The organism is Rhizobium sp. PAMB 3174, assembly GCF_052908375.1.
Window position 1 is genome coordinate 1,480,678 of the sequence record NZ_CM128608.1, and the last position, 24,957, is coordinate 1,505,634.

27 protein-coding genes are annotated in these 24,957 nt (G+C 62.2%); 13 read left to right on the forward strand and 14 right to left on the reverse strand.

The features are described 5' to 3' along the window. Nucleotides 1–119 precede the first annotated feature (119 nt). Nucleotides 120–851: an ArsR/SmtB family transcription factor gene (locus ACU5AY_RS06980; protein ID WP_446828523.1), complete on the forward strand. Its 732-nt coding sequence runs from the start codon at nt 120–122 to the stop codon at nt 849–851. On the opposite strand, the gene ACU5AY_RS06985 is transcribed toward ACU5AY_RS06980, so the two are convergent. The 3 genes from ACU5AY_RS06985 to ACU5AY_RS06995 are packed head-to-tail and all read right to left on the reverse strand — an operon-like array spanning nt 833 to nt 2,461. Beyond that, nucleotides 833–1,294 (reverse strand): EVE domain-containing protein, encoded by a 462-nt coding sequence (locus ACU5AY_RS06985; protein ID WP_446828524.1) that lies wholly within the window; start codon nt 1,292–1,294, stop codon nt 833–835. The two genes, ACU5AY_RS06980 and ACU5AY_RS06985, sit on opposite strands and share 19 nt — an antisense overlap. Nucleotides 1,295–1,301: 7 nt before the next feature. Then, complete coding sequence (locus ACU5AY_RS06990) at nt 1,302–1,679, reverse strand: VOC family protein (RefSeq protein WP_446828525.1); 378 nt, start codon at nt 1,677–1,679, stop codon at nt 1,302–1,304. A 47-nt stretch (nt 1,680–1,726) separates the two neighbouring features. Beyond that, on the reverse strand, nt 1,727–2,461 hold the full coding sequence (locus tag ACU5AY_RS06995) for a helix-turn-helix transcriptional regulator (protein WP_446828526.1): 735 nt from the start codon (nt 2,459–2,461) through the stop codon (nt 1,727–1,729). A 209-nt stretch (nt 2,462–2,670) separates the two neighbouring features. On the opposite strand from ACU5AY_RS06995, the gene ACU5AY_RS07000 reads away from it, so the two are divergent. Beyond that, the gene (locus tag ACU5AY_RS07000; RefSeq protein ID WP_446828527.1) at nt 2,671–3,828 is read left to right on the forward strand and encodes an MFS transporter; all 1,158 of its coding nucleotides are present in this window, start codon (nt 2,671–2,673) and stop codon (nt 3,826–3,828) included. A 141-nt stretch (nt 3,829–3,969) separates the two neighbouring features. Further along, nucleotides 3,970–5,478, forward strand: coding sequence for a helicase HerA domain-containing protein (locus ACU5AY_RS07005; RefSeq protein WP_446828964.1), 1,509 nt, complete (start codon nt 3,970–3,972; stop codon nt 5,476–5,478). Between the two features lie 3 nt (nt 5,479–5,481). Here the strand turns inward: ACU5AY_RS07005 and ACU5AY_RS07010 are convergent, their stop codons facing one another. Both ACU5AY_RS07010 and pepT read right to left on the reverse strand, forming a co-directional pair. Further along, the gene (locus ACU5AY_RS07010) at nt 5,482–6,339 is read right to left on the reverse strand and encodes a D-alanyl-D-alanine carboxypeptidase family protein (protein ID WP_446828528.1); all 858 of its coding nucleotides are present in this window, start codon (nt 6,337–6,339) and stop codon (nt 5,482–5,484) included. Nucleotides 6,340–6,445: 106 nt separating this feature from the next. Beyond that, the gene (gene pepT, locus ACU5AY_RS07015) at nt 6,446–7,678 is read right to left on the reverse strand and encodes a peptidase T (RefSeq protein ID WP_446828529.1); all 1,233 of its coding nucleotides are present in this window, start codon (nt 7,676–7,678) and stop codon (nt 6,446–6,448) included. A gap of 244 nt (nt 7,679–7,922) precedes the next feature. Here pepT and ACU5AY_RS07020 point away from each other — a divergent pair, with 244 nt between their 5' ends. The 7 genes from ACU5AY_RS07020 (at nt 7,923) to ACU5AY_RS07050 (ending at nt 14,863) form a co-directional block, all read left to right on the forward strand. Further along, on the forward strand, nt 7,923–8,861 hold the full coding sequence (locus ACU5AY_RS07020; RefSeq protein ID WP_446828530.1) for an alpha/beta hydrolase: 939 nt from the start codon (nt 7,923–7,925) through the stop codon (nt 8,859–8,861). A gap of 140 nt (nt 8,862–9,001) precedes the next feature. Beyond that, the gene (locus ACU5AY_RS07025) at nt 9,002–10,078 is read left to right on the forward strand and encodes a glycosyltransferase family 2 protein (protein ID WP_446828531.1); all 1,077 of its coding nucleotides are present in this window, start codon (nt 9,002–9,004) and stop codon (nt 10,076–10,078) included. Nucleotides 10,079–10,330: 252 nt separating this feature from the next. After that, entirely contained in the window at nt 10,331–10,948 is a 618-nt protein-coding gene (rpsD, locus tag ACU5AY_RS07030) for a 30S ribosomal protein S4 (protein WP_446824007.1), read from the forward strand. Nucleotides 10,949–11,026: 78 nt separating this feature from the next. Then, a complete protein-coding gene (locus ACU5AY_RS07035; protein WP_446824008.1) occupies nt 11,027–11,977 on the forward strand; it encodes a glutaminase in 951 nt (316 codons plus the stop codon). Between the two features lie 52 nt (nt 11,978–12,029). Further along, nucleotides 12,030–12,902 carry a tRNA 2-thiocytidine(32) synthetase TtcA gene (gene ttcA / locus ACU5AY_RS07040; protein WP_446828532.1) on the forward strand — a complete coding sequence of 291 codons (873 nt, stop codon included), beginning with the start codon at nt 12,030–12,032 and terminating at the stop codon, nt 12,900–12,902. 177 nt (nt 12,903–13,079) lie between these two features. Next, entirely contained in the window at nt 13,080–14,282 is a 1,203-nt protein-coding gene (locus tag ACU5AY_RS07045; protein WP_446828533.1) for a lipase, read from the forward strand. Nucleotides 14,283–14,317: 35 nt separating this feature from the next. Beyond that, the gene (locus ACU5AY_RS07050) at nt 14,318–14,863 is read left to right on the forward strand and encodes a protein-S-isoprenylcysteine O-methyltransferase (protein ID WP_446828534.1); all 546 of its coding nucleotides are present in this window, start codon (nt 14,318–14,320) and stop codon (nt 14,861–14,863) included. 46 nt (nt 14,864–14,909) lie between these two features. On the opposite strand, the gene ACU5AY_RS07055 is transcribed toward ACU5AY_RS07050, so the two are convergent. Further along, on the reverse strand, nt 14,910–15,560 hold the full coding sequence (locus ACU5AY_RS07055) for a thioesterase domain-containing protein (protein ID WP_446828535.1): 651 nt from the start codon (nt 15,558–15,560) through the stop codon (nt 14,910–14,912). A gap of 146 nt (nt 15,561–15,706) precedes the next feature. On the opposite strand from ACU5AY_RS07055, the gene ACU5AY_RS07060 reads away from it, so the two are divergent. Further along, nucleotides 15,707–16,525, forward strand: coding sequence for an inositol monophosphatase family protein (locus ACU5AY_RS07060; RefSeq protein WP_446828536.1), 819 nt, complete (start codon nt 15,707–15,709; stop codon nt 16,523–16,525). Nucleotides 16,526–16,540: 15 nt separating this feature from the next. Here ACU5AY_RS07060 and ACU5AY_RS07065 read toward each other — a convergent pair whose 3' ends face one another. The 5 genes from ACU5AY_RS07065 to purL form a co-directional block, all read right to left on the reverse strand. Further along, on the reverse strand, nt 16,541–17,797 hold the full coding sequence (locus tag ACU5AY_RS07065; protein ID WP_446824014.1) for a multidrug effflux MFS transporter: 1,257 nt from the start codon (nt 17,795–17,797) through the stop codon (nt 16,541–16,543). A gap of 199 nt (nt 17,798–17,996) precedes the next feature. Then, a complete protein-coding gene (grxD, locus tag ACU5AY_RS07070) occupies nt 17,997–18,332 on the reverse strand; it encodes a Grx4 family monothiol glutaredoxin (RefSeq protein ID WP_446824015.1) in 336 nt (111 codons plus the stop codon). A 122-nt stretch (nt 18,333–18,454) separates the two neighbouring features. Continuing rightward, entirely contained in the window at nt 18,455–18,709 is a 255-nt protein-coding gene (locus tag ACU5AY_RS07075) for a hypothetical protein (RefSeq protein WP_446828537.1), read from the reverse strand. 27 nt (nt 18,710–18,736) lie between these two features. Continuing rightward, the gene (locus ACU5AY_RS07080; RefSeq protein ID WP_261929981.1) at nt 18,737–18,970 is read right to left on the reverse strand and encodes a BolA family transcriptional regulator; all 234 of its coding nucleotides are present in this window, start codon (nt 18,968–18,970) and stop codon (nt 18,737–18,739) included. Nucleotides 18,971–18,993: 23 nt separating this feature from the next. Then, entirely contained in the window at nt 18,994–21,231 is a 2,238-nt protein-coding gene (gene purL / locus ACU5AY_RS07085; RefSeq protein ID WP_446828538.1) for a phosphoribosylformylglycinamidine synthase subunit PurL, read from the reverse strand. 224 nt (nt 21,232–21,455) lie between these two features. On the opposite strand from purL, the gene ACU5AY_RS07090 reads away from it, so the two are divergent. Then, nucleotides 21,456–21,905, forward strand: coding sequence for a DUF5680 domain-containing protein (locus ACU5AY_RS07090; protein WP_446824018.1), 450 nt, complete (start codon nt 21,456–21,458; stop codon nt 21,903–21,905). 7 nt (nt 21,906–21,912) lie between these two features. On the opposite strand, the gene ACU5AY_RS07095 is transcribed toward ACU5AY_RS07090, so the two are convergent. Continuing rightward, nucleotides 21,913–23,334, reverse strand: coding sequence for an aminotransferase-like domain-containing protein (locus ACU5AY_RS07095; protein ID WP_446828539.1), 1,422 nt, complete (start codon nt 23,332–23,334; stop codon nt 21,913–21,915). Nucleotides 23,335–23,461: 127 nt separating this feature from the next. Here ACU5AY_RS07095 and ACU5AY_RS07100 point away from each other — a divergent pair, with 127 nt between their 5' ends. Then, nucleotides 23,462–23,704: a DUF1127 domain-containing protein gene (locus ACU5AY_RS07100; protein WP_446828540.1), complete on the forward strand. Its 243-nt coding sequence runs from the start codon at nt 23,462–23,464 to the stop codon at nt 23,702–23,704. Nucleotides 23,705–23,819: 115 nt separating this feature from the next. Here the strand turns inward: ACU5AY_RS07100 and ACU5AY_RS07105 are convergent, their stop codons facing one another. Beyond that, entirely contained in the window at nt 23,820–24,221 is a 402-nt protein-coding gene (locus ACU5AY_RS07105) for a hypothetical protein (protein WP_446828541.1), read from the reverse strand. Between the two features lie 25 nt (nt 24,222–24,246). Continuing rightward, nucleotides 24,247–24,918 (reverse strand): phosphoribosylformylglycinamidine synthase subunit PurQ, encoded by a 672-nt coding sequence (gene purQ / locus ACU5AY_RS07110; protein WP_446828542.1) that lies wholly within the window; start codon nt 24,916–24,918, stop codon nt 24,247–24,249. Between the last annotated feature and the right edge of the window lie 39 nt (nt 24,919–24,957).

Here is a 24,957-nt window from a genome sequence, read left to right on the forward strand (position 1 = left end):
TGGCAGTCTCCTCGTGATCGGGAGGCCGAGGCATAGCGGTTCCGGCGTGGTCCATGCTTCGGCGAGGGCCGAAGTGAAAGCGCGTGACCGGGACCGGCGCTTTCCGGTAATCTTCCTCCATGAACAATTTCGCTTCCGCCAATTCGATTGCCGAGATTGCCGCCATGATGGGCGATGCGGCGCGCGCCAACATGCTGTGCGAACTGATGGGGGGCCGGGCGCTGACCGCAGGTGAGCTCGCCCATTGCGCCGGCATCACGGCACAGACGGCCAGCGGTCATCTGGCAAAACTGTCGGACGCCGGCTTCGTCCTGCCGGAAAAGCAGGGACGCCACCGCTATTTCCGCCTCGCATCGGCGGAGATCGCCAGCGCCATCGAGGCCTTGTCGGCGCTCGCGGCGGCCGGCCCCAGGCGACATCGGCCGACGGGGCCACGTGACGAGGCGATGCGGCGCATCCGCACCTGCTACGACCATATGGCGGGCGGACTGGCGGTGGCGTTGACCGACCGACTGGTGGAAAAGGGCTTGCTGCGGCTCGGCGAGGGGGCGGGCATGGTGACGGAGGAGGGGCAGCGCTTCTTCTGCGATTTCGGCATCGACACCGCCGATGACGGGAAAATCCGCCGCCCGCTCTGCCGGACATGTCTCGACTGGAGCGAGCGGCGGTATCATATCGGCGGGCGGCTGGGCGCCGATATGCTGCGCCGGGCAAACGAACTCGACTGGCTGAAGCGGAAGCCGGACAGCCGGGCGCTTGCCCTGACGCGGAAGGGGCAGGCGGGTTTCGCCGAAGTCTTCGGCGTTTCACGGGACCTGCTGGACCTCGGCCCTCACGCCGAGCGGCGATAGTCGCTTGCGTCCGTTGTGCGGACTTCGAGCGCATTCATGGCGCTTCGGATCAGCACAAAATCCCGCTCGCTGATCGAGAACAGCCCATATCGGAACTGCGCGCCCCAGTTCGCCTTGCCGGCGGCAAACTCCAGATGCGGAAGCAGCGGAACGATCCAGGCTTCCGTCGCCTGCATCCAGTCGATGTCTCGGCGGAACGGGTGAAATCCGCCGCCCATGTTCGCCTGATATGGTGCGCCCGCCTTCAGCCGGCCGATGGCGGTGAAGGCCCGCAGCCGGTCCTTTCCGGCGAAGCTTGCGGTCGGCGAGTAGTAGGCCACCCCGTCGCCGGGGTGAAGCCTTGCAAGTGGCGATGCCTTGCCATGACAGACCTGCATGAACCCTCCGGTCAGTCCGGTGCGGACATGATCGGCGGAGGCGACGGCGATCCAGAAGCGCGTCATCGTCGCCTCACATCGGATTTTCCGAGACGCAGTAGACGCGCAGGCGGTGACCGTCGGGGTCGGCGGCCGTAAAGGTGTAGCCGAATTCCATCGTCTCGGGCGCCTGCAGGATGGCGATGGCCTTCGACTTCCAGGCCTCATGGACCTGATCGACTTCGGCTTCGCTGTCGCAGGCGAGGATCATCTCGCTGCCGCCGGCTTCGGCGGAGACCGGCGGGCGGACCGCATTCTTCAGCCAGAGGCCGAGCTTGAAGCCGTCATCGAGGACGAACATGGCGAAACCGGGAGACGATTCGACCGGCTTGCGGCCGAGGATATCCCCGTAGAAGGCGGCGCTTTCGGTCGGGTTGGCGACATAGAGAAGGTTGAAGTTGGGAGTATGCATCGGTGGGCTCCTTGTTGGTGACGAGGAGACCATACGTTCACATGCTGTCAGATTTTGTCAGTATCCGCTCCGGTTGGCCGTTTGCGTCGGAGCCTGCCGTGTTCAGTGAACTCCCTGTCCCGCCAATTCTTCAACAGAACCGCCCGCCGCTGGGGGTAACGCGTTTCAGTGACGGTCAGATCGGCAATCCTGTCGACGCGGAAGTTGCGAAAATCCTGGCGCAACTCGCACCATGCGACGGCAACGCGCACCTTCTCGAAGAAGCCGAGTGCAAACGGCCAGATGATCCGTTGTGTATCGGTGCCGCGTTCGTCTCGATAGGTGATCTCCAGTTTCCGCTCCGCGCGAATGGCCTTTCTGATCGGCGCCAGATCGACGGGGCCCGCGGCAACCGGTTCGCCGGGAATGACCATCAGGTTGTTGGCGTCGAGATTGTCTCTCAGGTCCTGCGGCAGGACATTGGCAATCTTGGCGAGCGCGTTGCGGGCGGCGAAGGCGAGTTCGTTGTCCGTACGGCCCGCCACCCATTTCGAGCCGAGCACAAGCGCTTCCAGCTCGTCTTCGGTGAACATCAGCGGCGGCAGCATGAATCCCGGCTTCAATATGTAGCCGAGGCCCGCTTCGCCCTCGATGTCGGCGCCCTGCGCCTGCAGGGTGGCGATGTCGCGGTAGAGGGTTCTGAGCGAAATATGCAGTTCGTCGGCAAGGGTCTGTCCCGCCACCGGGTTGCGGTGGCGCCGGAGGATTTGCAGGAGATCCAGCAGGCGTTCGGAGCGTGACATCTTGGAGAGATAGTTATCACTGATGACATATATTGTCAGCAGCCGATGAACTGGCTCCTGTTTTGCGCTCCTATTGTCAGTATTTGCACTAGGCGAAGGCCGTCTTTTGCTGGAAAATCTATCGCAGCGATTCCCCGTCCGGCATCCCGCCCGACCGTGACCCCATTTTAGATCCGGACGTTTACACCATGTCTCCACAAAGACTGATCATGGCCGTGTTTTTTCTGCAGGCGCTTGCCTTCGGCAGCTGGATCCCGCGGATTCCCGATATCCAGGAAAAGCTCGGTCTGAGCCCGGCGGAACTGGCGCTGACATTGCTCGGCACCGCCACCGGCACGCTGACGACGCTGCCCTTCGCCGGGCGGCTGGCATCCGCGATCGGCGGGCGAGCCACGATCATCTACGGATTTCCTGCCTATCTCGCTGCCGTCTGCCTGCCGGGTTTCGCCTGGAACGGCCCGATGCTCTATCTGGCGCTAGTCGTGCTGGGCGCGACGCTGTCGATCATCGAACTCGGCATGAATGTCGAGGCCGATCTCATCGAAAAGGAGACCGGGTCGGCAATCATGAGCCGCTGCCACGGCTTCTGGAGCCTCGGCATGATGGCCGGCAGCCTGATCGGCGCGGGATTTGCCGGGCTCATGCTGGAACCGCGCTGGTCGCTGCTGATTGCGGCCATCCTGTCGCTGCCCGTATGCCTTTATGTCTCGATGCGGTTGCCCGTCCCGCAAGCGGCGGAGGCGAGGGAAGATGAATCCTCCGTCAGGCGGTTCCAGCTTCCCGGTAAGCCGCTCGTTGCGATCTGCTTTTTCCTCTTCGGTGTGACGATGGCGGAGGGCGCGATCGCCGACTGGTCCGGTGTCTATCTGCGCGACATCTTCTCGACGAGCGGTGTCTCCACGGGCCTCGGCTATGCGCTGTTTTCGATGACGGCCGCAGGCGGCAGGTTCATCGGAGACTGGATGCGCGGACGCTTCGGACCAGTCATGACGGCGCGGCTCTGTGGCGTGACCTTGCTGTTCGGCCTCGTCATCGTTCTCCTGGCGCCCGTCACAGCGATTGCCTTTGCGGGCTTCGCCCTGATCGGCTTCGGCGTTTCCGTCGGCTTCCCGCTCGGCGTCACTGCTGCCGCCAGCCTCACCGACCGGCCGCCGGCGGCGAGCGTTGCCATTCTCACCTTTGTAGCGATCTCCGGTTTCATGGTTGGGCCGCCGATGATCGGCTTCGTTGCCGAATATTCGGGTCTCAGGGAAGGGCTCGCCATGCTTCTGCCGCCACTCGTCCTGTCGCTGTTCCTCACCGGCTCCTTGCGGCCGAGAGGCCGTCCGCCGAAACACGAGCCGGTTGTGGCCGGGGAAATCCTGTGAGAAAGATGCGGACCGCCGCTTGCGAATCGGCTGTGGGTTTCTGAAATTTGCCCTGCCGCCGCGCTATGTCTCGATGATAGAGAGGTGGCACTTCGGTTGGCGGACCGATCCTGTTTCAATTCGAGCGAGGTTATCAAGGCGTTGAAAGTCGGCATCGACATGGGCACGGTTTCGGGCGGTCAGCCTGCGACGCTTGATATCGAGGAGCTGCTGGCAACCCGTCTTCTGGTGCAGGGCAATTCCGGCTCAGGCAAGTCGCACCTCCTGCGCCGCCTTCTCGAACAGTCCGCACCCTGGGTGCAGCAGGTCATCATCGATCCGGAAGGCGATTTCGTCACGCTGGCCGACAAGTACGGCCATGTGGTCGTCGATGGCGAGCGGACGGAAGCGGAACTGGTCGGGATTGCCACGCGCATCCGCCAGCACCGCGTTTCCTGTGTGCTGACGCTCGAAGGTCTTGAGATCGACGATCAGATGCGGGCGGCTTCGCACTTCCTGAACGGCCTTTTCGACGCCGACCGCGAATACTGGTATCCGGTTCTGGTCGTGGTCGACGAGGCGCAGATGTTTGCACCCGCTGCAGCCGGCGAAGTCTCCGACGACGCACGCAAGATTTCGCTGGGCGCGATGACCAACCTGATGTGTCGCGGACGCAAGCGCGGGCTTGCCGGGGTGATCGCCACGCAGCGTCTGGCGAAGCTTGCCAAGAACGTGGCGGCGGAAGCGTCAAACTTCCTGATGGGCCGCACCTTCCTCGATATCGACATGGCACGCGCCGCCGACCTTCTCGGTATGGACCGGCGGCAGGCGGAGATGTTCCGCGACCTGAAGCGCGGCAATTTCGTCGCGCTCGGCCCGGCGCTGTCCCGCCGTCCGCTGCCGATCTCGATCGGTACGGTGGAAACATCGGCGCGCTCTTCGAGCCCGAAGCTGATGCCGCTGCCGGATGCGCCGCAGGATGTCGAGGACCTGATCTTCACGCCGGACCCGGAAGAATTCACCCGGCCAATCGTCCGGCGTGCCGCACCGCAGCCACGTCCGACGACGGACATTCTCGCCGAGCTGGCGCGCGCCGAACCGGCAGCGCAGGCCGAGCCGACGCCGCGTCAGGCGACTCTCGACCTCAATCCGGAGGAACGGGCGGAGAAGATCGAGGGCGTGCTCGCCGAAATCCTCGGCAATCCGGATGCCGGTTTCCGCTCCGATGCCGAGCTCTATCAGGATTTCCTGGTCAGGGCGCGCATACGCCGCATTTCCGGACCGCCGATGACGCTGGCGGAATTCCGCCACCGGCTTGCCGTTTCGCGCTCCGGCGTGGACGAGGAGACGGCGGCGACCGAGACATGGGCCAAGGCGCTGGAACTGGCCCGTTCCGTCACAGACGACCTGCAGGGCGTGTTCCTGATGATGGCGAAGGCGGCGATCCGCCGCGAACCTTGCCCGCCGGATGCGGCCATTGCCCGCGTCTACGGCACCCATTCGGCCCGTCGCGCCCGCCGGTTCCTGAGCTATTTCGAGGAACAGGGGCTGATCGTCCTGCACACGGATTTTGCCGGCAAGCGGATTGCCGCGTTTCCCGATCTCGATGCCGAAAGCGCGCCGGGCAGTCCGGACGCGCCGGACCTGCCGGGGCAGCAGGCGGCCGAGTAAGGCCTACTGGTCCGTTGTGGGCGTGCCTGCCTCGTCGGCAGGCGGCGGGGGGACATTCGTGCTGATGTCGAAATACTTGTCCAGCAGCGCGGTCATTTCCTTGTCCCGTTCGGCGGCACTCTTGGCGCCGAGAACCACGCCGATCAGGCGCTTGCCGTCATGGGTTGCGGACGTCACCAGATTGTAGCCTGCGGCCTCCGTATAGCCCGTCTTGATGCCGTCGGCGCCAGGGTAATGCGCGAGCATGTTGTTGTGGCCGCGCAGCTTCATGCCGCGAAACTCGAAGCGTTGCGTGGAGAACAGCTTGTAATCCTCCGGATAGTCGCGGATCAGCGCCTGCGCGAGCTTTGCGAGGTCCGCGGCGGTGGTGACCTGGTTCGGGTCCGGCAGCCCGGCGGGATTGGTGAAGACGGTATCCTTCATCCCAAGCTCCTGCGCCTTGGCGGTCATCATCTGCCCGAATGCCGCCTCGGAGCCGGTCATTTTTTCAGCGATCGCCACGGCGGCATCGTTTGCCGACAGCACGATCATGCCGAGGACCGCCTCCTCGACCGTAATCGATCGACCGACGCCGACCGCATATTTGTACGGATCCTTGCTTTCGGCATTCTCCGTCATCACCAGCTTGCCGCCCCAGGCGAGGTGTCCCTCCTGCAGCGCCTCGAAGGTGAGGTAGAGCGTCATCATCTTGGTGAGAGACGCCGGATAGTTGCGGACGTCCGCGTTCTCGGCCTCCAGCACCGCGCCCGTGTCGGCGTCGAGCACCAGATGCGCCCGGCTCGCATGGGCTATCCCGGCATTCGCGGTCAGCGCGGCGGCGAGGGCGATGCCCATCAGCAGGCGGCTTGGCAAGAAGGTCATCGTCTCGTTCCGTGCGTTGCGGCTGGTCGAAGAGCCATGTCGCAGTTCTTTCTGAAGGTCAGCATGCCGTTCGGCCGCATGAAAGTCATCCCGGAGAGACGGGCCGCTAGGCCCGCTCCTCCCAGATCTTGACCAGTTCCACGATCGTCTTCACGGCTTTTTCCATGTCCTGCACGCTGACCCATTCGAGTGGCGAGTGATAGGCGTGGCCGCCGGTGAAGATGTTGGGGCAGGGCAGCCCCATGTAGGAGAGGCGCGAGCCGTCCGTGCCGCCGCGAATGGAGCCGAGCTTCGGTTCCATGCCGGCGCGGCGAACCGCTTCGACGGCGTAGTCGACGATCTCCGGATCGCGATCGAGGACGGCCTTCATGTTGCGGTACTGCTCGCGGACCTTGAAGGTGTAGGTCGAGCCCGGATAGTCGGCCATCACCGTGCGGACGACCGCCTCCAAAAGCTCTTCCTTCTCCTTGAGCTTCTCGTCGACGAAGTCGCGGATGATGAAGGTGAGGCTCGCCTTCTCCATGGCGCCATGCATGGCGACCGGGTGAATGAAGCCGTCCTTGCCGTCGGTGCGCTCCGGCGTGATCGATTTCGGCAGGCGCGCGACGATCTCTGCGGCGATCTTGATGGCGTTTTCCATCCGGTTCTTCGCATAGCCCGGATGCATGGCGACGCCGGTGATCTCGATTTCGACGCCGTCCGCCGAGAAGGTTTCGTTCTCGATCCCGCCGGCCGTGCCGCCATCCATGGTGTAGGCAAACTTGGCGCCGAGCTTGTCGAGATCAACCTTGTCGGCGCCGCGTCCGATTTCCTCGTCCGTGGTGAAGAGGATTTTCACGGTGCCGTGCTTCACATCGGGATTGTCGAGGAAGAACCTCGCCGCAGTCATGATCTCGGCGATGCCGGCCTTGTCGTCTGCACCGAGCAGCGTGGTGCCGTCGGTAGTGATGATGTCATTGCCGATCTGGTTCTTCAACTCTGTCTGGCTCGCGACACGGATGACCTGAGAAGGATCGCCGGCAAGCGGAATGTCGCCGCCGGCATAGTTCCGGATGATCTGCGGCTTGACGTTCGTCCCGGTGAAATCTGGCGCAGTGTCCATATGCGAGCAGAAACAGATGACCGGCACGTCCTTGTCGGTGTTGGCAGGAAGCGTCGCATAGACATTGCCGTGATTGTCGATATGCGCGTCCTCAAGGCCCATCGCGTTCAGTTCGTCGACCAGGACCCGGCCGAGGTTCTTCTGCTTTTCCGTCGATGGCTGGGCTGTGGAGAGCGGATCGGACTGCGTATCGATGACGACATAGCGGAGGAAGCGGTCAAGGACGGTATCGGTCATGCAAAAATCCATTGGCGGGAAGAGGTCTTGATAAAAGGATATAGCGTCGTCTGGCAGGCGTGGGAAACGCCTTGAAAGCAAGGAACTGTCACAATGCGGCAACATTGTGGGAAAACCCGCGTTCCGGCGTGCGTCGCCAACCCTGCATTAACAAAATGATATTCGCCAAGTTTGAGGAAATGTTAGTAAATGACTGGTGAAGATTGCCGCTGGTTTTGTCCCTGTCCGACTGGAGAAACGTCTGATGTTGACGCGCAGGCATTTCATCGCCGCGACCGGCCTTGCTGCGCTGGGTGTCGCCGGCGGTGTATCGGCAGCCGAGAGCGGCGCCATGGAAATCGTTAGGTTGTGGCCGGGTGAACCGCCCGGCGGCGGCGGGCCGCGCGGTCCGCTGAAGGAAACGCCCTGGGGCGTGGTCAGCAATATCAGCACGCCTGATGTGCATGTGTTCCGGCCGGAAAAGCCGAATGGCGCGGCAATGCTGGTGATCGCCGGCGGCGGCTACAGGCTGATCTCACGCAAGGCGGAAGGATATTCCGCCGCAAGGTGGCTGAATGCGCTCGGCTATACGGCCTTCGTGCTGACGTACCGGCTGCCGGGCGAGGGCTGGCATGCGGGGCCGAAGGCGCCGCTGGCCGATGCGCAACGCGCCATCCGGCTGATCCGGGCCCGTGCTTCGGAATTCGGAATCGAGAAGGAACGGGTGGGCGTCCTCGGGTTTTCGGCGGGCGGGTATCTCGCCGGGCTGGCGTCTGTGCGGTCCGACTTTCAAAGCTATTCCCCCGTCGACAATATTGACAGCGAGCCTGACCGCCCGGACTGGACGGCGCTCGTCTATCCGGTGATCACGTTGAAGACGCCCTATGACCACACGTCGACCAGACGGCAGATGCTGGGGTCGCACCCGACGCCGGAACAGGTGTCTGAATGGTCGGTCGAGACCTATGTGAATGCCGATACGCCGCCGCTGCTGCTCGTCCACGCCGCCGACGATCCGATCGCCAATGTGCACCACAGCCTGATCATGGAGCAGTGCTGCGAGCAGGCCAAGGTGCCGGTCGAGTTTGTCGAGCTCCCGAAGGGAGGTCACGGCTTCGGAATGAGCAAGCCGGGCAAGCCCAGCTACGGCTGGAGCGATCACCTGCAGAGCTGGCTGAGGAAGGTGGATGCCGCTGGAACGTGACGTCTTTCGCGTTGCGGAATGACGTATCAGGTAGAACTTCCATGTGAATGGAAATCTGGCGATGTCAAAAATGGTCCATTGCCAGGCGAAAAATTTGTGCATTGAGTGCCACAAATTTCCGGACATGGTGACCCTTGGCGATGAATGCCAGAATCGACATTCTTGTGCCTGTATTCAATGGCGAGAGATATCTTCATCAGTCGCTGGAAAGTTTGAGCACGCAGTCGTTTACGGATTTTCGGGTTTTGGTGCTGGATGACGGCTCGACCGACCATAGCCTAGATATCGCCCGGGAGTTTGCCAGCCGGGATGCCCGCTTCCTCGTGATCGACCTGCCGCATGCGGGCATCGTTTCGACGTTGAACCACGGAATTTCGCTTGTGACGGCGCCTTACGTCGCCCGGCACGATGCCGACGACGTCTCGGCAGAAGGGCGATTGCAGATCCAGTACGATTACCTCGAGAGCAATTCCGAAGTGATCGCGGTCTCCGGCTGTTATTTTGCCATGAACGATATGGGAGTGCCTCACGGCAGATCGAGCCCCTTGAGAGATCCGGACGTGGCCGATCCCTTCTTCATCCCGGCCAAGGAACCCTATCTCAAGCATCCGTTCCTGATGGTGCGAACGGACGCCTTGCGCGCGATCGGCGGCTATCGTCACGTCGTCTATGCGGAGGATGCCGATCTGTGCTGGCGATTGTGGCTGAGAGGCCGGCTCGTCAACCTGCCATGCATCTTCGGCGCCTACCGGGTCCATGCGGAAAGCGTCAGCGGGCGCTACAGGGAAGTCCAGAGTTTCTATTCGCAGCTCTCGGCGCTATCTGTCCGGCGACTGGTGGCTGGCCTTGAGGACATCCCGCTTACGGTCGATCTTGCCAACGCCATCTGCGATTGCCGCACCTTCGAGGAGATGGCAAAGCTGGTCCCCGGCCTCAGTCGGGAAGAAGAGGCGTTTCTCGTCTGCTCCAGTTATGTGAAGGTGATCAACCTCAGCCGGGGTCGTGGTGTTCCGCTGAAGTTCGAGACGGTGTCGGGCGCTATTGCTGCCTATGCCCGGTTTCGGCAGTTGCTGGGGGCGCCAGGCCGGGAAATGCGTCTTGCGATCCGGCTTGGTGTCCGTCGCTGCGTTCGCCGGGAGCGGACCTCCTTGAAATCCATGCGGTTGCTTGGCAGTTATCTCAGGAATGTCGAGCTGGCGAAACTGTTGAAACGGTGACGACGCTCGCTCTGAAGGCCATATTTCATTGCTTCGTCGGCCTGTCCCGCTTGACTTGCCTAGTGTTTCCGCCTAAAGACCGCGCCAACGCCGGGTCGAAAGCCCGGTGTTTTCATTGACATGTCCCGTGGTCTCTCCGGTCGCGTAATCGTGCAGAGACCTGTCAGAGCTCGAAAAAGGGGTTCAGAGGAGGGCGTGTTTCCTTGATCCGGTTTGGCAACAGACCGGTGTAACTGATTGAAAGGAAATGCGATGAGCAAGCGCGAATCGTCCAAGTACAAAATTGACCGCCGCATGGGCGAAAACATCTGGGGCCGTCCGAAGTCCCCGGTTAACCGTCGCGAATACGGCCCCGGCCAGCACGGCCAGCGCCGCAAGGGCAAGCTGTCCGACTTCGGTGTTCAGCTGCGCGCCAAGCAGAAGCTCAAGGGCTACTACGGCGACATCCGCGAAAAGCAGTTCCGCGCAACCTACGACGAAGCCAACCGTCGCAAGGGTGACACCGGTGAAAACCTGATCGGCCTGCTCGAGTCGCGTCTGGACGCCATCGTCTACCGCGCCAAGTTCGTTCCGACCGTTTTCGCTGCCCGCCAGTTCGTCAACCACGGTCACGTGACGGTCAACGGCGTACGCGTCAACATCGGTTCCTACCGCTGCAAGGCTGGTGACGTGATCGAAGTTCGCGAGAAGTCCAAGCAGATGGTCACGGTTCTCGAATCGGTCCAGCTCGCCGAGCGCGACGTTCCGGACTACATCGAAGCCGACCACAACAAGATGGTCGCCACCTTCGCTCGCGTTCCGGTTCTCGCCGACGTTCCGTATCCGGTCGTCATGGAACCGAACCTGGTCGTCGAATTCTATTCGCGTTAATCCGGGCGGATATCCGTTCTTTGGAAAAGCCGCTCCTTTCGGGGCGGCTTTTTCGCATTCCGGGGAAGGAAGACGCAGATGGCAGACCTGCAATCCATCGTAGATGGTATCTATTCCGACCTGACGCCGCGTCTCGGCGAGGGGAAGGTTGCCGATTATATTCCGGAACTCGCCAAGGTCGATCCGAAGCAGTTCGGCATGGCGATCGCGACGGTCGACGGACAGCTCTTTACCGTCGGCGATGCGGCGACGCCGTTTTCAATCCAGTCGATCTCCAAGGTGTTCATGCTGACGCTGGCGCTCGGCAAGGTCGGCGAGGCGGTCTGGAACCGGGTCGGACGCGAGCCGTCGGGCTCGGCCTTCAATTCGATTGTCCAGCTCGAGCATGAGCACGGCATTCCGCGCAATCCCTTCATCAATGCCGGCGCAATCGCCGTGACAGACATCGTGCTTGCCGGCTATCAGCCGAAGGAGGCGATCGGCGAATATCTGCGCTTCATGCGGATGCTTGCCGATGACGAATCGATCACCATCGACGGCAAGGTGGCGCGATCCGAAAACGAGACCGGCTACCGCAATTTTGCGCTTGCCAATTTCATGCGCGGATTCGGCAATCTGCATCATCCGGTCGAGCATGTCCTCGGCGTCTATTTCCATCAATGCGCGCTGTCGATCACCTGCGCCCAGCTTGCCCGGGCCGGACTTTTCCTGGCGGCTGAGGGCAAGAACCCTTTGACGGGGCATTCGGTGGTTTCCGCCAAGCGGGCACGACGCATCAACGCCCTGATGCTGACCTGCGGCCACTATGACGGCTCGGGCGACTTTGCCTTCCGCGTCGGCCTGCCCGGCAAGAGCGGCGTCGGCGGCGGCATTCTGGCGGTGGCTCCGGGCAAGGCCTCGATCGCCGTCTGGTCGCCGGGCCTCAACAAGGTCGGCAACTCGCTGCTCGGCTCCGTGGCGCTGGAAATGCTGGCCGCGCGCACCGGCTGGTCGGTCTTTGCCGGGCATGGCAGCGAAAGCAGGGCTTGATCTTGGGCCCGTCAAAGGGCATGCCGGTGGAAGACGCTTGGGAGCGATGCGAATGCTGAACAGGATCGAGACGGACGAACCGGAGCAGGCGGAAGAGCAGGGTGCCCATCCGCTTTTCGCCGACGCCCCGCGATCGGTATCCTTCAACAAGTTGCGCAAGCGCCTGCTGCGACAGGTGCGCCAGGCGATTGCCGACTTCGACATGCTGAAGGGCCAGAAGCGCTGGCTTGTCGGCGTTTCCGGCGGCAAGGATTCCTACGGGCTGCTGGCGCTGCTTCTCGATCTCAAATGGCGCGGCCTGCTTCCGGTGGAGCTCGTTGCCTGCAATCTCGACCAGGGGCAGCCGAATTTTCCGAAGCATATTCTCCCGGAATACCTTACCTCGATTGGCGTTGAGCATCGGATCGAATACCGGGATACGTATTCGGTGGTGACGGAGAAGGTGCCTGCAGGGGCGACCTATTGTTCGCTCTGTTCGCGGCTGCGGCGCGGTCACCTCTACCGGATCGCCCGCGAGGAAGGCTGTAACGCGCTCGTCCTCGGCCATCACCGGGAAGACATCCTCGAGACCTTCTTCATGAACTTCTTCCACGGCGGTCGGCTTGCGACCATGCCGGCGAAGCTTCTGAACGATGAGGGCGATCTCTTCGTCATGCGGCCGCTTGCCTACGCGGCCGAGGACGATCTCGAAAAATTCGCTGCCGCCATGCAGTTTCCGATCATTCCCTGCGACCTCTGCGGATCCCAGGATGGCCTGCAGCGCAATGCGATGAAGGCGATGCTTGCCGATATCGAGACGCGCATGCCGGGCCGTAAGGACACGATGCTCAGGGCATTGTCGCATGTGAACCCGTCGCATCTTCTCGACCCGGCGCTTTTCGATTTTTCGGGTCTGACCGCAATATCAACGGGTTCTTCCACATAGGGTCTTTCCCATCCACGCGGTTCCTTTTATTGAGGACGATAGGGATGGGGGCTTCGCCAGTCTTGAGGCGGCCGCCGGTTTGAAACGAGAGATTCGCAGACAGTTTTCCGTCAAGGGCCGACGGCAGACTGGGGCGGGTTGTTTTGCAACAGAGACGGATTGCAGGGAAGCATCGACTTGACCGCGGAATTGAACACTTCGGTTACGACAAGGGCGGTCTTTCTGATCGGCGGTTATGAGCGTAATGACGCGCGCCGTTTCTTTGTCCGCATTGCCAAGGAGCTGCAGCGCTTCGCCGCGTGCTGGTCCGTGCGTACCGAAATGGCTGAACCGGCTTTCGACGATGCCGGCCATATGGCGACCGCACGTATTTCCTATGGCGACGACAAAGCCTCGTGCCAGACCGATTTCACCTTTCTGAGCTTCGACGACATCGTCAAGACGGATGGCGCGCGGCCCTTCATCGTGCGGCTGGCCGTCTATCTCGCCGGCTTTTTCGACTATGTCCTCAGCGGCACGATGTTCCGCTTCTTTGCAGCGAACTGGCGTTTTGCCCTCTATTTCCTCTACCCGTTCGTATCCCTTTGCTTCTTCGCCTTCGCGGGCTGGATGGTCTATCGGCTTGCCCTGATCGTCGGGCTCCCCGGGGGACCGGTCATTCCGGCTGTTCTCGGCATTGCGGCGGCATTCGGCGTCGGGCGCTATCTCGGCACGCGGTACTTCGTCTTCCACCTGATGGACCTCTGGTCGTTCAGCCGGGAGCATTTGCGCGGGCGGCGACAGGACATCGAAACCCACTATGTGCTGTGGGCGGAGCGTATCGCCGAACGCATTGGCGAAAAGCAATACGACGAGGTCCTGCTGGTCGGCCATTCCACGGGCGGCGCACTGATTCTCGATCTCGCGGCGATCCTTGCCGAAAAGCTTCGGCGGGAGGGGCGTCCGGTCGACTTCTCGCTGGTGACGGTCGGCTCGACCTCACTGAAGGTCGCGCTGCATCCGGCTGCGAAAAAGGCGCGGCAGCGGCTGGCAAGTCTTGCCGAATACCCGAATATCCGCTGGACCGAGTTCCAGGCGCTGACCGACATCATCAATTTCTACAAGTGTGATCCGTACCGCATGGCCGGACTGCAGCATAAACGAAGCGACGCCTTTCCAAGGATGTTCCAGGTCCGCTTCAAAGGCATGCTGGACGCCAAGCAATACAAGCGGATCAAGAGGAATTTCTTTCGCGTGCACTACCAGTTCATTTCCGCCAACAACCGACCCTACTTCTTCGATTTCTTCATGGTGACCTGCGGTCCCCGGTCGCTCGCGGCGGTTTCGGAAAAGGGACTGCCACTGATCGCGACAGATGGCCTCAAGCGGGAGACTGTGTAATGCACGGGCTATCGTTCTGGATCTGGGTGGTTTTCATGGTTGCATTTGGAGCCATGCGGTATCCGGCGATGCGGCGGGCTCGTCGGCAGAAGACGACGCGGGACAATCGCACTCCGCTCGATATTTCCCTGCTTGGGCTTTGCGTCGTCGGGCTTCTGGTCATGCCGGTCCTCTGGCGTGTCGGCATTTTTCATCACATGGCCGACCATAGGCAGAGCGTCTGGTCAATCGCGGCCGGTATCGTGACCGGCATCACGTTTCTCTGGCTCTTTCGCCGCAGCCACAAGGATCTCGGCCGCAACTGGTCGGTGACGCTTGAAATCCGCGAAGGCCACCGGTTGGTTACGAACGGCGTCTATGCCTATCTGCGCCACCCGATGTATGCGTCCTTTTTCCTGTGGGGGATCACGCAGGCGTTGCTGATTCCGAACTGGATTGCCGGGCTCTCGGGCCTTGCCGCCATCCTATGCCTCTATGCGGAACGGCAAGGGCGGGAAGAGGCCATGATGCGGGCGACCTTTGGCGCTGAATATGACGCCTACTGTGCCCGCACGCGGCGGATCGTGCCGGGTATTTTCTAGGCCGAACATGATGCCCGAGGGCGAGGTCCTAGCGCTTTCGTAGCGGTCAACGGATGCGCAGCACGGCCTTGATTTCCTTGACCGTCCGGGCGTGTAGCTGCTCGTTATTGTCGACGTTGAAATGACCGATGCCCTTGATGGCGTCGTTGCCTTTGCGAAGATTGATGTTGGAAAGTTTGCCGCGGAAATCGGGGGCCGCCTTGACGGGGGCCCAGAGGGCGTCGCTGCCGGTGTAGAAGTTGAGGACGCGGCGGACGTTCGATGGAACGGGGCCCTGTCCAGTTGGATCGAAGGTGACGATCAGGGCAACCGGAACATTGCGCTTCTTCAGTGCGGCTGCGACGGCATAGGCTTCATCAGCGCCGAAGGAGTGACCAATGAGGATGACCGGGCGAGCTGCTTTCGACTTCTGATACCTGCTGGCGATCTGGCTGGCAAAAGTGTTGCTGTCCTGAAGCGATACCACGTGCGAGGGGATGCCCTGCTTGGTCAGTTCCCGTCCCAGGGCGTCAAGTCCGGTGGAGAAGATATTGGCAAGGCCGCGGATCAGGTAGATTTGTCCGTTGACCGCCTTGGCGTCTGCGATGCCTGGCAAAATTGCCGTCGCGGCAAGAGCTGCACCGTAAGACAGGATAGCGCGTCGGGAATACATGCTGGCGAGGGCTCCTCTGGTTTGAAATCGATCAAGATCATGCATCTTTTGTGAATGCAGACAATAGTTTCGGGCTGAAGCGGCCGGACATTCAGAAAGATTGCGCCGGATGGTTACCGGCGCGGCTTCTTTGCGCTATTTGCGGTGGCGCACATTGCTTTGCCGCACAATCGAACCGGAAGAGGTATTTTATGAATTTGGACGTGAAAGCCATCGCGGACCTGCTGCGTCGCGCCGCCAAGGCGGAGATATTGCCCCGGTTTCGCCGGCTGGGCGGCGACGACGTTCGCATCAAGAGCGAGCTGACCGATCTGGTGACCGAAGCCGATGAAGCGGCCGAGCGGATGATTCGGGCGGAGTTCGAAGCGATTGCACCCGGCTACCTGTTCGTCGGCGAGGAGAGCGTTGCAGCCGATCCCGACCTTCTTGGAAAACTGGGAACTGCCGACAAGGCGGTGGTTGTCGATCCGATCGACGGGACCTTCAACTTCACCTCCGGCCTGCCGCTCTTCGGTGTGATGGCCTCCGTCATTTCCGGTGGCGAGACGGTTGCGGGCATCATCTACGATCCGATGGGCGACGACTGGATGATTGCCGAGAAGGGCGCGGGCACTTACTTCGTCCGTCCGGACGGGCACAGCGAGCGGGCGAGAATAGCCGAACCACTTCCGCTCGAGGAGATGATGGGCATCGCTTCGGTCGGCTTCCTGCCGAAGGAGAAGCGGCCTGAAATCATGGCCAACCTCGCCAAGGCTCGGTACGCTACGAGCTACCGTTGCGCCGCCCATGAATATCGCGCCTTCTGCGGCGGGCACATCCAGTTCCTGATGTACAACAAGCTGATGCCGTGGGATCACCTGGCGGGCACGCTGATGTCGCAGGAGGCCGGTGCCTATGCTGCGCGCTTCGACGGTTCCGCCTATCGCCCGCAACACGTGGATGGCGGCCTGTTGATTGCGCCTGACAAGGACACCTGGGAGATGCTGCGCCGCGAGGTCTTCACCGTTTGAGGCTGGCGAGGCCGGTCAGTGACCGGCCTCCACCACATCCGTGTGGGCATACTTGTCTCCGACACCGAACAGCTTGCCGTTTTCGGCGATCAGCACGCAGACAAGGCCTATCAGGCCGAGGAAGAAGAAACCGGCGGCGACCGGAAGGACGCTGCCGTTGAAGGCATGGCCGATCAGTCCGCCGATGATCGCGCCGCCGGCTGTCTGCAGGAAGCCGAAGACGGAAGACGCCGTGCCGGCCAGTTCGCCGAGCGGTTCCAGCGACAGCGAGTTCATGTTGGACGAGCACCAGCCGAACATGAACATGATCGAGGCGAACAGCCCGAAGAACGCCCAGAACGGTAGCGCTTCGAGCCAGGCCAGCACGAACCAGATGCCGCTGAGCGCGATGAAGGCGAGCAGCGCGCCATGCGAAAGGCGTCGCATGCCGAACCGTCCGACGGCCCGCGAATTGAGGAAGGACGAGACGGACATCAGCCCGGCCACCGCGGCAAAGGCGAGCGGGAAGAGATCGCCGAGGCCGTAGACGTCGACATAGATCTGCTGGGCCGTGTTGATGAAGCTCAACAGTGCGCCGATCATGCAGGTGCCGGCGATGCCATAGGCGAGCGCAAGCCGGTTCTTGAGGACAGTCATGTATCCGGACGAGATGGCCGCAACGCTGATCGGCCGGCGATATTCCGGATGCAGCGTCTCGTCGAAGCGCAGGAAGCTCCAGACGCCGATGGCAAGGGCGAAAAGCCCCATGAACAGGAAGACCGCCTGCCAGTGGCCGGTGAGATAGAGAAGCTGGCCGACAGTCGGCGCGATGACCGGCACCACGAGGAACACCATGAAGACGAGCGACATGACCTGGGCCATGTCGCGGCCGTCATAGCGGTCACGGATGGCGGCCTGCAGCGCGATGCGGGTGGATGCGGCCCCCAGACCCTGCAGGAGGCGGACGGCGAGCAGGCTGGTGAATGTCGGCATGAAGATCGCCGCGAGCGCCGCCACGACATAGACGCCGACGCCGATGATCGTCGGCCAGCGGCGGCCGAAGCGATCGCAGATCGGGCCGAAGAATAGCTGCGCAATACCGAAGCCGAACAGGTAGGCGGAAATCACCAGCTGGCGATCGTTCTCGACCATTACGTTCAGTGCTTCGCCGATATGCGGCAGGATCGGCAGGGTGATGTCGATTGCCAGCGCATTGATGCCCATCAGGCCGGCGCAGAGCGCGATGAATTCCGTTTTCGATGTGCGGTAGGTCTGGGGCGCGAGGGCAGTCATGATCTGGCTTTCTCGGTCGGCAAACCATCGCGCAGGCAGGCGTTCGCGTCTGCGGCGGATGGTCGGTGTTTCGTCCTGGTGCGCCCATTCCGGGAGGTGGTACGGGGCGGGGCGGCGGGTCGGAAGTCTTCCGGGTGTCCAAAATGCATGCAGGCCGGATGTGGTCCGGCCTGCATGCTTGCCTATTGGACCGATTGTGTCAGGCGGCGCCGCGCACCGCGATACCGTTTTCCTGCATGTGGGTCTGCAGTTCGCCGGCCTGGAACATTTCGCGCACGATGTCGCAACCGCCGAGGAACTCGCCCTTCACGTAGAGCTGCGGGATCGTCGGCCAGTTGGAATAGTCCTTGATGCCCTGGCGGATTTCCATGTCCTCGAGCACGTTGATGCCCTTGTAGTCGACGCCGAGGTAATCGAGAATCTGGACGACCTGGCCGGAAAACCCACACTGCGGGAACTGCGGCGTTCCCTTCATGAAGACGACGACGTCGTTCGACTTCACTTCATTGTCGATAAAATCGTGAATGGCGCTCATTGCAAAATCCTCTGACATGCGGGGTCAAGGCCCGATGTTGATTGTCTAGCCGCTAAATAACATGCTCCGGACGGAATTCCAGCAGGGCAACCCAAAAAAGATACGTGAGCCTGAGCGCCCGGCTAGCGGGACCTCTGGCGGGGCTTGCTTCTCGCCTTCACCGTCCGCCGGCGGCTGACCTGCTTCCTGGCGGGCGCGCGCGTCGTCTTCTTGCGGGCGCCGGAGGCGCGGCTGGCGGTCGTCCGGGTGGCAGGCTTGCGTTTCGTCGTCGTGCGCTTCTTGCGCCGCGTCGTGCCCGACAGGCCCGTCTTCTTCAGGATTTCGCTGACGACGCTCTTGACGACGCCGTCGACCAGTTCCTTCATCAAATCCGCCATTGTCGCTCCCCCTTGCCGCCGCGCCGCTTACTTCGGCGCGGAGGTCTGCAGGGCGAGCGCATGCAGCGCTTCGCCCATGTTTCCCTTCAGGGCGTCGTAGACCATCTGGTGCTGCTGGACGCGCGTCTTGCCCCGAAAGGCCTCCGCCACGACTTCAGCCGCATAGTGGTCGCCGTCGCCTGCCAGATCCCGGATCTTGACCACGGCACCGGGAATGCCGGAGCGGATCATGTCTTCGATGTCACCTGGTTTCATGGCCATGACGGTTTTTTCCCTTGTTGTTGTTATTCGGCGGCTGCGGGCAGTTCGCCCTTGCCGTCCATGTAGGAAGGAAACCACGATTCATGCGCTTCATGCAATCGGCTGACGGGCAGCGAAATCAGATCGTCAACAACGAGGCTCGTCCCTTCGACCGTGCCGATGCGCCGGAAGAAGATGCCGGAGCCTTCCGCGCTGGCGCAGACGAAGTTGGCGAGATCGGCCGGGACCGCGATAACGTAGCGACCCTGGTCTTCGCCGAACAGCAGGGCATGCGCGGGGCCACGGCTTTCCTCGAGGCTGACCTTGGCGCCCTTGCCGGACTTGATCGCCATTTCGGCGAGCGCGATGGCGAGGCCGCCGGAGGAAATGTCGTGGCAGGCGGTGATCTGGCCGTTGCGGATCGCCGAGCGGATGAAGTCGCCGTTGCGCTTCTCGGCGACCAGGTCGACTTCCGGCGCCGGTCCGTCGATCAGGCCGAGCACGTCGCGCATATAGACGGATGCGCCGAGATGGCTGCCGTCGCCGCCGATCAGGATCAGGTGGTCGCCTTTATTGGCGCCGCCGATCTTCGCCATCTTCGACCAGTCGGGCAGGAGGCCGACGCCGGCAATGGTGGGGGTCGGCAGGATCGCCTCGCCGTGGGTCTCGTTGTAGAGCGAGACGTTGCCCGAGACGATCGGGAAATCGAGCGCGCGGCAGGCTTCGCCGATGCCTTCGATCGCCTTGACCAGCTGGCCCATGATTTCCGGCTTTTCGGGATTGCCGAAGTTGAGGTTGTCGGTCGCAGCCAGCGGCTCGGCGCCAGTGGCGGTGATGTTGCGCCAGCACTCGGCGACGGCCTGCTTGCCGCCTTCATACGGGTTGGCCTCGACATAGCGCGGGGTCACGTCCGAGGAGAAGGCGAGTGCCTTGGTCGGATGGCCGTCGACGCGGATGACGCCGGCGTCGCCGCCCGGCAGCTGCAGCGAGTTGCCCTGGATCAGCGTGTCGTACTGTTCGTAGACCCAGCGTCGGCTCGACTGGTTGGGCGAGCCCACCAGCGTCAGCAGTGCTTGGTTGTAATCTTCGGGTTCGGCAACGAGATTGGCCGGGAGGACCGCCGGAACGGTCGGCTCGCGCCACGGGCGGTCGTATTCGGGTGCTTCGTCGCCCAGTTCCTTGATCGGCAGGTTGGCGACTTCCTCGCCCTGGTGCAGCACACGGAAGCGCAGGTCGTCCGTGGTCTTGCCGACGATGGCGAAGTCGAGGCCCCATTTGACGAAGATCGCCTTGGCTTCCTCTTCCTTCTCGGGGCTCAGCACCATGAGCATGCGCTCCTGGCTTTCCGACAGCATCATTTCATAAGCCGTCATCTGCTCTTCGCGGACCGGCACCTGGTCGAGGTTGAGTTCGATGCCAAGGTCGCCCTTGGCGCCCATTTCGACGGCGGAACAGGTGAGGCCCGCAGCCCCCATGTCCTGGATGGCGATGACGGCGCCGGTCTGCATCAGTTCGAGGCAGGCTTCCAGCAGGCACTTCTCGGTGAAGGGGTCGCCGACCTGAACGGTGGGACGCTTCTCCTCGATCGTCTCGTCGAATTCGGCCGAGGCCATGGTGGCGCCGCCGACGCCGTCGCGGCCGGTCTTGGCGCCAAGATAGACGACGGGCAGGCCGACGCCTTCGGCCTTCGAGTAGAAGATTGCGTCGGACTTTGCGAGGCCGGCGGCAAAGGCGTTGACGAGGATGTTGCCGTTGTAGCGGGCGTCGAATTCGACCTCGCCGCCAACCGTCGGAACGCCGAAGGAATTGCCATAGCCGCCGACGCCGGAAACGACGCCGGAAACCAGATGGCGGGTCTTCGGATGATCCGGTTCGCCGAAGCGCAGTGCGTTCATCGCCGCGACCGGACGGGCGCCCATCGTGAAGACGTCACGCAGGATGCCGCCAACGCCGGTCGCCGCGCCCTGATAGGGTTCGATGTAGGACGGGTGGTTGTGGCTTTCCATCTTGAAGACGACGCAATCGCCGTCATCGATATCGACCACGCCGGCGTTTTCGCCGGGGCCCTGGATGACGCGCGGGCCGGTGGTCGGCAGCGTGCGCAGCCACTTCTTGGAAGACTTGTACGAGCAGTGCTCGTTCCACATGGCCGAGAAGATGCCGAGTTCGGTGAAGGTCGGTTCGCGGCCGATCAGTTCCAGAATGCGATCGTATTCATCCGGCTTCAGGCCATGGGCGGCGATGAGCTCCGGGGTGATGGCGATGGTATTCGAGATGGTCATGTGTCCAGACGTGTCCGTGCGCGATGGGAGAGGTTTGCCGTCTCTTTATCCCATGTCACGGGCGAGTGCGACAGGAAAATGCCGAGAATAACAGGCGAATCCCGTGTTTTTCCGGAGATACGCAAGAAACGTGGCTATCGGGATGTGGACGCATTCCTTCATCGCTTGACGACATCAATTTACGATGAAATGTTCGCTTTATGTTCTTATTTGGAGATTCAAGCATGCTGGAAGAATTCATTGTCGAGGCGAAGGCCGCTGCCTATGTCGGGGGCGGAAAGCCTGGAGCTTCATCGCGAGCGGCGTCGCATGACATAGGCTATCGGAGGGGACACTGGAGCTATCTCGACAGCTACTTCGGCGGCACGGACTTTTTGGGCCAGGAAACCGTCTGGACCGACGGCGTGCCGGTTTGGGCGATGAACTACTACGGCCGCATATCCGACGATGATGCGATCAACGCCGAGAAGGCCGGGTCAATCGTGAAGCAGGCGCGGGCGGCTCTTTACAACGAGGGCCGGTTCCTCGGTGAATTCAAGAGCGAATATCTTGGATATCGCTACGAACATGGGAGCGCGGGTACGCCGCGGAGTTTCCAGGGCGTCGAGAGGATCTACCGCGCGGACCGGGAGGTTTATCGGCTGGATTTCCACGGCGGACTGATCCGTCCTTGAGGACGGATCACGAATAGCTATCGTAGCTGCTCGTGCCGTTCTCCAGGATCTGGCGAAGAAGCTTGCAACCGCGGTCGACCTCTCTGTCCTCCTTAACCGAGGAGAAGCCGATGCGGATGCGGTGCCAGACGCGTTCTGAGCGGCCGGGTTTGAATTCGTCCTCGTCGTCGACGAGGATGCCCTCGTTGAAGGCGGCATTCTTGAACGTGCCGGAAAGCCAGGGCTCCGGCAGCTTCAGCCAGATGAAGGGCAGGCCGGGCAGGGCGGTGTATTCGAAGCCGGCGAAGTTGGTTTCGAGGATTTTCTGGCGATCCATGATCTTGGCGATGCTGGTCGCCTTGAGATCTGTTGCCTCGCCCGAGAGCACCAGGCGGGCGCAGAGTTCGGCGAACAGATACGGCATGCCGCCGGTGATCATCTTGTGGGCGATGCGGACGCGGTGGGCGTAATGCGGCGGGCAGGCGACCCAGCCGCCGCGCACGCCGGCGGCGACCGATTTCGACAGACCGCCGACCAGAAAGGTGCGCTCCGGCGCGAATTCCACGAGCCGCGGCGTCTCGTCCCGGCAGAGCGAGCCGTACAGGTCGTCCTCGATCAGCCAGACATTGTACTTGCGGGCGATCTCGGCAATCTGCCTGCGACGTTCGGCCGGCATGACGACGGCGGTCGGATTGTGGGCGGCCGGCATCAGGAAGGCGATCTTCGGGTGCTGCTGGGCGCAGACGCTTTCGAAATCCTCCGGGATCATCCCGTGTTCGTCGATATTGGCGAGCACCGTGCGGCGGCCGATCAGCGTGGCGCTGCGGGCAATCTGCGAATAGGTCAGGTGCTCGAAGACGATCTTGTCGCCCGGCGAGGTGGCGACCGTCAGCAGGGCCATGATGGCGGCATGGGCGCCGAGCGTCGGCACGACGTTTTCCGCTTCCGGCGCAAAGGCGCCGCGTGTCAGCCATTGCGCACCGGCTTCGAACCAGTGGCGCGGGAAGGTTCGGGTGTAGCTGGCAATCTCGGCCGGATGATCGCGGATGATGTCGCCTGTCAGGCGCCCGATCGTTGCGGCCTGGCCGCTGTCGGGTGCAGCGGTCGTGTCGAACCGCAAGGCACCGCTGGGCGCGACGTCCGGTCGGGTGCCCTGCAATGTCATCGCCGGCGGGGTCGCCTGCTGGATTTCCTCACCGCTTTCCGTCTGATCCAGAACATAGGTGCCACGGCCGACCTCGCCGCTGACCAGTCCGCGTTCGTGGATCAGCGAGTAGGCGCGACCGATTGTACCTATTGTCACCCCTATGTCGAATGCCAGGTTCCGCTGGGGCGGAAGCTTCGTCCCCGGCGGCAAGGTGCCGTCGACGATCGCGTCTTCGATCCGGTCCGCGAGGCGGACATAGAGCGGGCCTGAGCCCTTGGAAATATCGGGAAGCCAAGTTGTCATGGTGACAATTCTATACATTGTCACCCAATGTGAGTCAATTGTATACGACAGTCATGCAAGGGCATTTTTTAACAGAGAAAGGCAGACAGGTGCAATCATGAGACGGGTACAATTCCTTGACGGTGCAATGAATACAATCGGTGCTTCCGCGAAGACGGACAATGCCGTGCGAAAGCCGTCGGGTGTTGAACTGTTGATGGATGTGCTCGCCGGTCGTGCCGTCGCTGTCTCGGCAAGCTTCAAGGAATGGCTGCAGCTGCGCCGGACGCGGCAGAGCCTCATGGAGCTGACCGACGAGCAGCTGCGCGACGTCGGCATCACCCGCCGGATGGCCGATCACGAGGCTGCGAAGTCGCGTTTCATCGCCTGACCGCATGTTATTTCCCCCGGGGCCACGTCCATGGCCCCGTTTCAGGCCCGCATCCGCTATCCCAACGGCGGTGTGCGGGCTTTTTTTACGCGGTGATTTCGGAGAAGCGGTGCTTTCAGCAGCTCGTCTGGCCGCTGGCCCAGCGGTTGACGTCGGCATTGATCCGGCTGCCTGAGGATTCCGCCAGGAGCGGTCCGAAGGCGCTGAGCTTCGCCGGTGATCCCTCCGCCTGAACGACGAGCAGCGGCAGGGATTCGGGCTTGTGCTTGTGGACGACCAGAATGCGCGGGCGGCCCGAGAAGGAATTGAGTTCCGGCGCCAGACGGTAGGGGGTGAATGCCGGATCGCCGGACTTGAACCAGCAGGTATTGGCGGCAATCGCCACCCGCTCCATCATCGACAGCGCCGAGGAACCGCCAACCGGGGCCGGCGGCTTGCTCTGGCACGCGGCCAACGCCAGCGCCATCAGGAGGGAGGTGGCGGCGGGCGCGGCGAGACGCATTGTCCGGTTTTCCATGTGTGCCTTCTGGCGGTTCTGTCGATCAGGCTGCGATGACGTCGAGGGCGGAGGCGAAGATGCCACGCCCGTCATTGCCGCCATGGGCCGCTTCGATCAGGTTTTCCGGATGCGGCATCATTCCCAAGACATTGCCCTTGGAATTGACGATGCCGGCGATGTCGTTGACCGAACCGTTCGGGTTGGTGCCGTCGGCATAGCGGAACAGAACCTGGCCGTTGCCTTCGATCGCCTTCAGCGTCTCGGCGTCGGCGAAATAGTTGCCGTCATGATGGGCGACCGGGCAGCGGATGATCTGGCCCTTGTCGTAAGCGCGGGTGAAGTCGCTATCGGCATTGGCGACCTCGAGCTTGATTTCGCGGCAGACGAACTTCAGCGAGGCGTTGCGCATCAGCGCGCCGGGCAGAAGGCCGGCTTCGACCAGGATCTGGAAGCCGTTGCACACGCCGATCACCTTCACGCCTTCTTCGGCTTTCTTCATGATCGCCTGCATGACCGGCATGCGGGCGGCAATGGCGCCGCAACGCAGGTAGTCGCCATAGGAGAAACCGCCGGGGATGACGATCAGATCGACGTCCGGAATATCCGTTTCCGTCTGCCAGACGGTGACCGGTGCCTGGCCGGAGATCTTGGTCAGGGCGGCGATCATGTCACGGTCGCGATTGAGGCCGGGAAGCTGGACGACGGCGGATTTCATCGGTCTTGCACCTTTTGGCAATGCCTGCGCACCAAGCCG